This is a genomic window from Bradyrhizobium sp. 62 (assembly GCF_023073035.1).
Classification (GTDB): domain Bacteria; phylum Pseudomonadota; class Alphaproteobacteria; order Rhizobiales; family Xanthobacteraceae; genus Bradyrhizobium.
Window position 1 is genome coordinate 311754 of record NZ_JADPIT010000016.1, and the last position, 7010, is coordinate 318763.

The window sequence follows — 7010 nt, forward strand, 5'->3', positions numbered from 1 at the left end:
TGATCAACGCGTTCCTGGTCGCTCTCGCCTCGCTGTTGATCACGCCGATCTATCTCGCGAAATTCACGTCCGGCGAGGTGCTGGGCCAGGCTGCCTTCATCGCCGCGATCGTCGGCGGGTTTAACCAGGTACGCGGCGCGATCGCAGGCGGTCTCCTGATCGGCGTGCTCGACAATCTCGCGGCTGCTTATGTCTCGACGCAGTACCGCGCCGCCGTGCCGATGATCTTCCTGATCGCCGTCATCCTGTTCCGGCCGCAGGGCCTGCTCGGTCGCGCCGAGGAGCGCACCGTATGAGTGGCTTCGCCAAACCTCTCAAGATCGCGTTCGGCCTCATCGTCATCGCTGCGCTGATCGTCGTCCCCATGAACTTCAACCGCTATGGCCTGTTCATCCTGAGCCAATGGGCGGTGATGGCCATCGCCGCAATGGGCCTCAACCTCACGCTCGGTTATGCCGGCCAGGTCTCGCTGGCACAGGGCGCCTTCGTCGGCATCGGCGCCTACGCCGCGGCAATCATGACCACCCATGGCTGGCCGCTGCCGGCGGCGATCGTCGTTGCGATCGCCTTGAGCTTCGCGGTCGGCTGGATGCTCGGCTATCCCGCGCTGCGGGTGCAGCACCATTACCTGGCCTTCGTCACGCTCGCCTTCTCCACGCTGGCCTTCCTGGTGTTTCGCAACGAGAGCTGGCTCACCGGCGGCATCTACGGCATCTCCAACATTCCGCGGCCGCACATCTTCGGCATCGCGACCAACAAGCCGCTGCCGTTCTATTATGTCTGCCTCGGCTCGCTCGCGATCGTGTCGCTCGCGGTGTGGTGGCTGATCCGCTCGCCCTGGGGCCGCGCCTTCATGGCGCTGCGCGAAAACCCGCTGCGGGCGCAGTCGCTGGGCGTCGACACGCGACGCTATACGCTGATGGCGTTCGCGATCGGCTCCGCGCTCGGCGGCGTCGCCGGCGCGCTCTATGCGCCGCTGACGCAATATATCGATCCCGTGCCGTTCAACCTGTCGCTCTCGCTCGACCTCCTGATGATGGTGATCGTCGGCGGTGCCGGCTTCTTCCTCGGTCCGTTCCTCGGCGCGATGATCGCCGTGCTGTTGCCGGAATGGCTGCGTTTCACCGAGGGCTATTATCTGATGCTCTACGCGATCGCGGTGATGGGGCTGCTGATCTGGTCGCCGACCGGAATCTTGGGAATCCTCGACCGCTATCTCGCCGAACGCCGTACCAAGGTGGCCTCCGCCCAGCGCGCCGCCGCAAAGTCCCGGCTGGAGACGGTGCAATGAGCGCGGTCCTCGAAGTCACCGACATCAAGAAGAACTTTGGCGGCATCAGCGCCGTCGGCGGCGTCTCTTTCGACGTCCGCGAAGGCGAGATCCTCGGGCTGATCGGACCGAACGGCTGCGGCAAGTCGACCCTGTTCAACTGCATCCTCGGCCAGCTCACGCCGAGCGGCGGCGAGGTCAAGCTCGACGGCAAGGTCGTCACAGGCTTGCGCCCCGCCGAGCTCAACAAGCTCGGGGTCAGCCGCACCTTCCAGCTCCTGCAGGTGTTCCCAAACCTCTCGGTGCGCGAGAACCTGATCCTCGCGGGACAGGAGCACCAGGGCAGTATGGCCTCGCGCCTGGTCGGCCGCTCCGATGCCGGATTGACGGAGGCCGCCAACCAGATGATCGGCTTTTTCAAGCTCGATCATCTCGCCGACGAGCCGGCCGGCGGGCTCTCCTATGGCCAGCAAAAACTGCTCGACGCCGCCATGGCCTTCATGGGCGGACCGCGGCTGGTGCTGCTCGACGAGCCAGCCGGCGGCGTCAACCCGTCGATGCTCGCTGACCTGAAGGACCGCCTGGTCGCGATCAACCGCGAGAAGAACGCCACCTTCGTCGTGATCGAGCACAACATGGAATTCGTGATGTCGCTGTGCTCGCGCGTGATGGTGATGGCGGAAGGCAAGGTGCTGGCGATGGGACGGCCCGACGAGGTCCGAAAGAACCCCGCCGTGATCGAAGCCTATCTAGGACATTGAGGAACCAGCCATGAGCGATCCGATCCTCTCGGTTCACAATCTCGTCGGCGGCTACGGCAAGATGACGATTCTGAACGGCACCACCTTCGCCGTGCCGCAGGCCACCATCACCACCATTATCGGCCCGAACGGCGCCGGCAAGTCCACCGTGTTCAAGGCGATCTTCGGCCTGCTCAAGCTGCGCGAGGGCAAGATCAACTTCGCCGGCCGCGACGTCACCCATTTGGCCCAGCGCGCGCTGCTCAATGCCGGCATCTGCTACGTGCCGCAGGGCCGCAACATCTTTCCCGAACTGTCGGTGCGCCACAATATCGAGCTCGGCGGCGTTTCCGCCGGCAAGGGCATCGACCTGCGGAGCAGGATCGAGGCCGCGCTCGACCTGTTCCCGGCGCTGCGGCGGAAATCGACGCAGCAGGCCTCCACGCTGTCCGGCGGCGAGCAGAAACAGCTCGAAATCGCCCGCTCGCTGCTGCTCGAACCGAAGCTCGTGCTGATCGACGAGCCCTCGATCGGCCTGTCGCCGCTGATGGTGCAGCAGACTTTCGACATCCTGAAATCCCTGCGCGACCGCGGTGTCACCATTCTGATGATCGAGCAGAACGCACGCTCGGCACTGGAGATTTCCGACATCGGCATCGTGCTCGAGCTCGGCCAGACCCGGATGATCGACGGCGCGAAGCGCATATTGAATGATCCCCGCATCGGACAATTGTTCCTGGGCGGCGCGATGGAGGACAACGCAGCATGAGTAAACGCTCGATCGCAACGGTCTCTCTCTCCGGCGCCCTTGACGAGAAGCTCCGCGCCATCGCGTCTGCAGGCTTCGACGCGGTCGAGATTTTCGAGAACGATCTGCTGTCGTTCGGCGCCGGCCCGCGCGACATCGCAAAACTCTGCAAGGACCTCAATCTCGAGATCTGCGCGTTTCAGCCGTTCCGCGATTTCGAGGGCATGCCGGAGCCGCAGCGTTCGCGCAACTTTGCCCGCGCCGAGCGGAAGTTCGACCTGATGCAGGAGCTCGGCACCGATCTGCTGCTGATCTGCTCCAACGTGTCGCCGGCCGCGCTCGGCGGCATCGACCGCGCCGCGGATGATTTTCGCGAGCTTGGCGAGCGCGCGGCCAAACGGTCTTTGCGCGTCGGCTACGAGGCATTGGCCTGGGGACGCCACGTCAACGATTACCGCGATGCATGGGAAATCGTGCGGCGCGCCGATCACCCCGCGATCGGTGTCATCCTCGACAGCTTTCACGCACTGGCCCCCGGCTTTCCGGTCCGCGCGATGGCCTCGATCCCCGGCGACAAGATCTTCCTGGTCCAGCTTGCGGACGCGCCGAAGCTCGAGCTCGACATCTTGTCCTGGAGCCGGCACTTCCGCTCCTTTCCCGGCCAGGGCGATCTGCCGGTCGGCGAGTTTATGGCGGCGATCGCGGCAACCGGCTATGCCGGGCCGCTGTCGCTGGAGATCTTCAACGACCAATTCCGCGCCGGCTCGGCCGTGCAGACCGCGATCGACGGCCTGCGTTCGCTGATCCTGCTGGAGGATCAGCTTGCAGCGGATTGGCCGAAGCTCGTCAGCGAGCCCTTGGCGCCGAAGCCCAAAAGTGGAGGCACGGGCTTCATCGAATTTGCCGTCAACGAGACCAAGGCCGGCGAACTCGCCCGCCTGCTCGCGCAGCTCGGTTTCCGAAAGACCGGCAAGCATCGCAGCAAGGCTGTGGAGCGCTGGTCGCAAGGCAAGGTCGAGCTCGTCGTCAACTCCGAGACCGACGGCTTTGCGCATTCGCATTACGTGACGCATGGCCCCGGCGTCTGCGCCATCGCGCTCGACGTCGACAATGCCGGCCTCGTCATGCAGCGCGCCGAGACACTGAAAGCGCGCACCTTCTACCAGCCGGTCGGACCGGGCGAGCTCGAGATTCCCGCAATTCACGGCGTCGGCGGCAGCCTGCTGTATTTTCTCGACCAAGCCGGCAAGAACTGGGACACGGATTTCGAACCGGTCCCGAGCGACGCCGGAGCAGACGCCCTGCTGGCAGTCGATCACATCGCGCAGTCGATGCCCTATGATGAGATGCTGTCGTGGCTGCTGTTCTACACCGGCATCCTCGACCTCAAGCGGCTTCCGCAGATGGAGATCGCCGATCCCAGAGGCCTCGTGCAGAGCCAGGCCGTCATCAACGGCGACCAGAGCCTGCGCTTCGTGCTCAACGGCTCATCCGCCAACCGTACGCTGCCAGCCCGCTTCATCTCGGAGTTTTTCGGCTCGGGCGTGCAGCACGTCGCGTTCACGTGCCGGGACATTTTTGCGGCGGTCGCGGAGATGCGCAAGCGCGGCGCGGATTTCCTGGATATCCCTGACAATTACTACGACGATATCGAAGCCAAATACGATCTGGCGCCCGAGCTGATGGCGCAGCTGCGCGCCAACCACATTCTCTACGACCGCGAAGGCGACGGAGAGTTCTTCCAGGTCTACACCCACATCTTCGACGAGCGCTTCTTCTTCGAGATCGTGGAGCGAAGGGATTATCAGGGCTTCGGCGCAGCCAATGCCGGGATCAGGCTTGCCGCGCAAGCGCGCGAGGTGCGGCCTGTTAGCATGCCGCGGGTGTAGTCTCTATCGAGGCCGTCATTGCGAGCGCAGCGAAGCAATCCAGCTATTTCCGCGGCACGGATTCTGGATTGCACTTCCGCACCGAGACAGTCTGGATTGCTGCGTTCCGTGGAAAGACTCTGGATTGCTTCGCTTCGCTCGCAGCCTGGATTGCTTCGCTTCGCTCGCAATGCGAGGCGACACGTGAGATTACAGCGACCGGTTTGCCGGTAGAGGCAGCCCCTCACCCCTCCCTCTCCCCGTAAGAACGGTGAGAGGGAGAAGCAATCAGCTCACTTCATCGCGCACTTGTCGTGGAAGCGATCCTGGTCGTTCTCGACGATTGTCGCGACCGTCTTCAGTGAGAGCTGGCCTTCGCCGTCCTTGACCACGTCCTGGAGATAGAAGTTCTGCACCGGGATGTGGTTCTTGCCGTACTTGAAGGGGCCGCGCAGCGACTTGAAGTTGGCCTTCTCCATCTCGGCCTTCATCGCGTCCTTCTTGCTGGTGTCGCCCTTCACCGCGACCACCGCGCTGTTGATGAGCTGGGCCGCGTCGTAGGCTTGCGCGCCATAATAGGTCGGGCGCAGGCCGGGGTACTTCTTGCGGTAGTCGGCGACGAAGCGCTTGTTCTGCTCGTTGGGCAGATCATTCACCCATTCCTGCGCGCCGGGAACGCCGAGCGCGTTCTCCTTCTGCAGCGGCAGCGACAGCTCGTCGACGGTGAAAGCCGTGTAGAGCGGCATCGTGCTCTTCAGCCCGGCCTGCGAATATTGGTTGAGGAACTGCACGCCGGCTGCACCCGGATAGAACACGAAGATCGACTCGGCGCCCGAGGCGCGCGCCTTGGAGAGCTCGGCGGAGAAGTCGAGCTGGCTCGGCCACACCGTGTATTCCTCGCCCTTGACCTCGCCCTTGAACGTGCTCTTCACGCCCGCGAGCATGTCCTTGCCGGCGGCGTAGTTCGGGCCGATCAGGAACACGCTCTTGACGCCCTTCTGGTTCATGTAGAGGCCCATGGCGGCCGGCGTCTGGTCGTTCTGCCAGGAGGTCGAGAACACGTAAGGCGAGCAGAGCTCGCCGGCGAGCTGCGAGGGACCGGCATTGGCCGAGATCAGGAAGGTCTGCGAGTCCACGGCGGTCTTGAGCGAGGCCAAGAGCACGTTCGACCAGATATAGCCGACGATGAAGTCGACCTTGTCGGACTGCACCAGCTTCTCGGTCTTCTGCTTGCCGACATCGGGCTTCTGCCCGTCGTCCTCGTAAATCACCTCGACCGGCTTGCCGTCCATCTTGCGGCCGATGTGATCCAGCGCGAGCTCGAACGAGTTGCGCATGTCGTTGCCGATCACGGCGGTCGGGCCGCTGAAGGTCGAAACGAAGCCGATCTTGATGGTGTCGCCGGCGGATGCCGGGCCTGCCAGCGCCAGCGCCGCTGCGCCTGCCAGCCAGAATGCCGTCCTCATAACAACTCCCCTCCATATTATTATGCCCGGAAGCGGGGTGATTGCCGCCCCTGGGTCATCTCTATTGAACGCAAAATCTGTCGCGCCGCCAATGGTTCAGCGCCCGCCCTGCACCATATTTCGCCCCGAATGGCGATGGCAAGAAATATAATGCTACTTACTTCGACTGAGACTGCGGCGCTTGTTCGCGGGATATCGATACGCCAGGCCTATTCAGCGATTGATGACGGCTATTGGACCGCGGCGCCTGATCAGCGTTTAGATGAGGATAGAGCCGCGAGATTCGGAGGGGCGCATCATGACCACGACACCGCATCGCGTCGTCATCGTCGGAGCCGGTTTCGGCGGGCTGGAGACGACCCACCGCCTCGCCGGCAGCCCGGTCGAGATCACGCTGATCGACCGCCGCAACCATCATTTGTTCCAGCCGCTGCTTTACCAGGTCGCGACCGCCTCGCTCGCCACCAGCGAGATCGCATGGCCGGTCCGCCACCTGATGCGAGACCGGCGCGATGTGACGACGTTGTTTGCGACCGTCAGCGGCGTCGATGCCGACAAGCGCTGCGTGCTGATCGACGACGGCTGCGAGGTGCCTTACGATACGTTGGTGCTCGCGACCGGCGCGCGGCACGCCTATTTCGGCCACGACGAATGGGAGCAGTTCGCGCCGGGTCTCAAGACACTGGAGGACGCGACCACGCTGCGCCGTCACATCCTGGTGGCGTTCGAGCGCGCCGAGCGCGAGACCGATCCGGAAAAGCGCGCGGCGCGGCTGACTTTCGTCATCGTCGGCGCCGGCCCCACCGGCGTCGAGCTCGCCGGTACCATCGCGGAGATGGCGCATCACACACTGCCCGCCGACTTCCGCAACATCGACACCAACAAGGCGCGCGTGGTGCTGATCGAGGCGGGTCCGCG

The 7010-nt window shown here is 64.0% G+C and carries 6 protein-coding genes and 1 pseudogene; 6 read left to right on the top strand and 1 reads right to left on the bottom strand.

What is annotated here, in order from left to right; translation table 11 throughout:
- The 5 genes and pseudogenes from IVB47_RS20505 to IVB47_RS20525 form a co-directional block, all read left to right on the top strand.
- Positions 1 to 296 (top strand): annotated as a pseudogene (locus tag IVB47_RS20505) (branched-chain amino acid ABC transporter permease); the annotation flags it as partial.
- The gene (locus tag IVB47_RS20510) at positions 293 to 1291 is read left to right on the top strand and encodes a branched-chain amino acid ABC transporter permease (RefSeq protein ID WP_247463708.1); all 999 of its coding nucleotides are present in this window, start codon (positions 293 to 295) and stop codon (positions 1289 to 1291) included. The pseudogene IVB47_RS20505 and the gene IVB47_RS20510, both read left to right, overlap by 4 nt.
- Positions 1288 to 2031 carry an ABC transporter ATP-binding protein gene (locus tag IVB47_RS20515; protein WP_247463711.1) on the top strand — a complete coding sequence of 248 codons (744 nt, stop codon included), beginning with the start codon at positions 1288 to 1290 and terminating at the stop codon, positions 2029 to 2031. Before IVB47_RS20510 ends, IVB47_RS20515 begins: the two co-directional genes overlap by 4 nt.
- Positions 2032 to 2041: 10 nt before the next feature.
- Positions 2042 to 2779 (top strand): ABC transporter ATP-binding protein, encoded by a 738-nt coding sequence (locus IVB47_RS20520; protein WP_247463714.1) that lies wholly within the window; start codon positions 2042 to 2044, stop codon positions 2777 to 2779.
- Positions 2776 to 4647 carry a sugar phosphate isomerase/epimerase and 4-hydroxyphenylpyruvate domain-containing protein gene (locus IVB47_RS20525; RefSeq protein ID WP_247463715.1) on the top strand — a complete coding sequence of 624 codons (1872 nt, stop codon included), beginning with the start codon at positions 2776 to 2778 and terminating at the stop codon, positions 4645 to 4647. The genes IVB47_RS20520 and IVB47_RS20525 overlap by 4 nt, the downstream gene beginning before the upstream one ends.
- 272 nt (positions 4648 to 4919) lie before the next feature.
- On the opposite strand, the gene IVB47_RS20530 is transcribed toward IVB47_RS20525, so the two are convergent.
- Positions 4920 to 6092: an ABC transporter substrate-binding protein gene (locus IVB47_RS20530; protein WP_247463718.1), complete on the bottom strand. Its 1173-nt coding sequence runs from the start codon at positions 6090 to 6092 to the stop codon at positions 4920 to 4922.
- A 298-nt stretch (positions 6093 to 6390) separates the two neighbouring features.
- On the opposite strand from IVB47_RS20530, the gene IVB47_RS20535 reads away from it, so the two are divergent.
- Positions 6391 to 7010, top strand: a 620-nt coding sequence (locus tag IVB47_RS20535; protein WP_247463721.1) for an FAD-dependent oxidoreductase, incomplete at its 3' end; no start/stop codon positions are given.

What these genes read in the sequence shown, in the direction of transcription:
- IVB47_RS20510 (WP_247463708.1), top strand. Translation starts at nt 293, where the DNA reads ATGAGTGGCTTCGCCAAACCTCTCAAGATCGCGTTCGGCCTCATCGTC.
- IVB47_RS20515 (WP_247463711.1), top strand. Translation starts at nt 1,288, where the DNA reads ATGAGCGCGGTCCTCGAAGTCACCGACATCAAGAAGAACTTTGGCGGC.
- IVB47_RS20520 (WP_247463714.1), top strand. Translation starts at nt 2,042, where the DNA reads ATGAGCGATCCGATCCTCTCGGTTCACAATCTCGTCGGCGGCTACGGC.
- IVB47_RS20525 (WP_247463715.1), top strand. Translation starts at nt 2,776, where the DNA reads ATGAGTAAACGCTCGATCGCAACGGTCTCTCTCTCCGGCGCCCTTGAC.
- IVB47_RS20530 (WP_247463718.1), bottom strand. Translation starts at nt 6,092, where the DNA reads ATGAGGACGGCATTCTGGCTGGCAGGCGCAGCGGCGCTGGCGCTGGCA.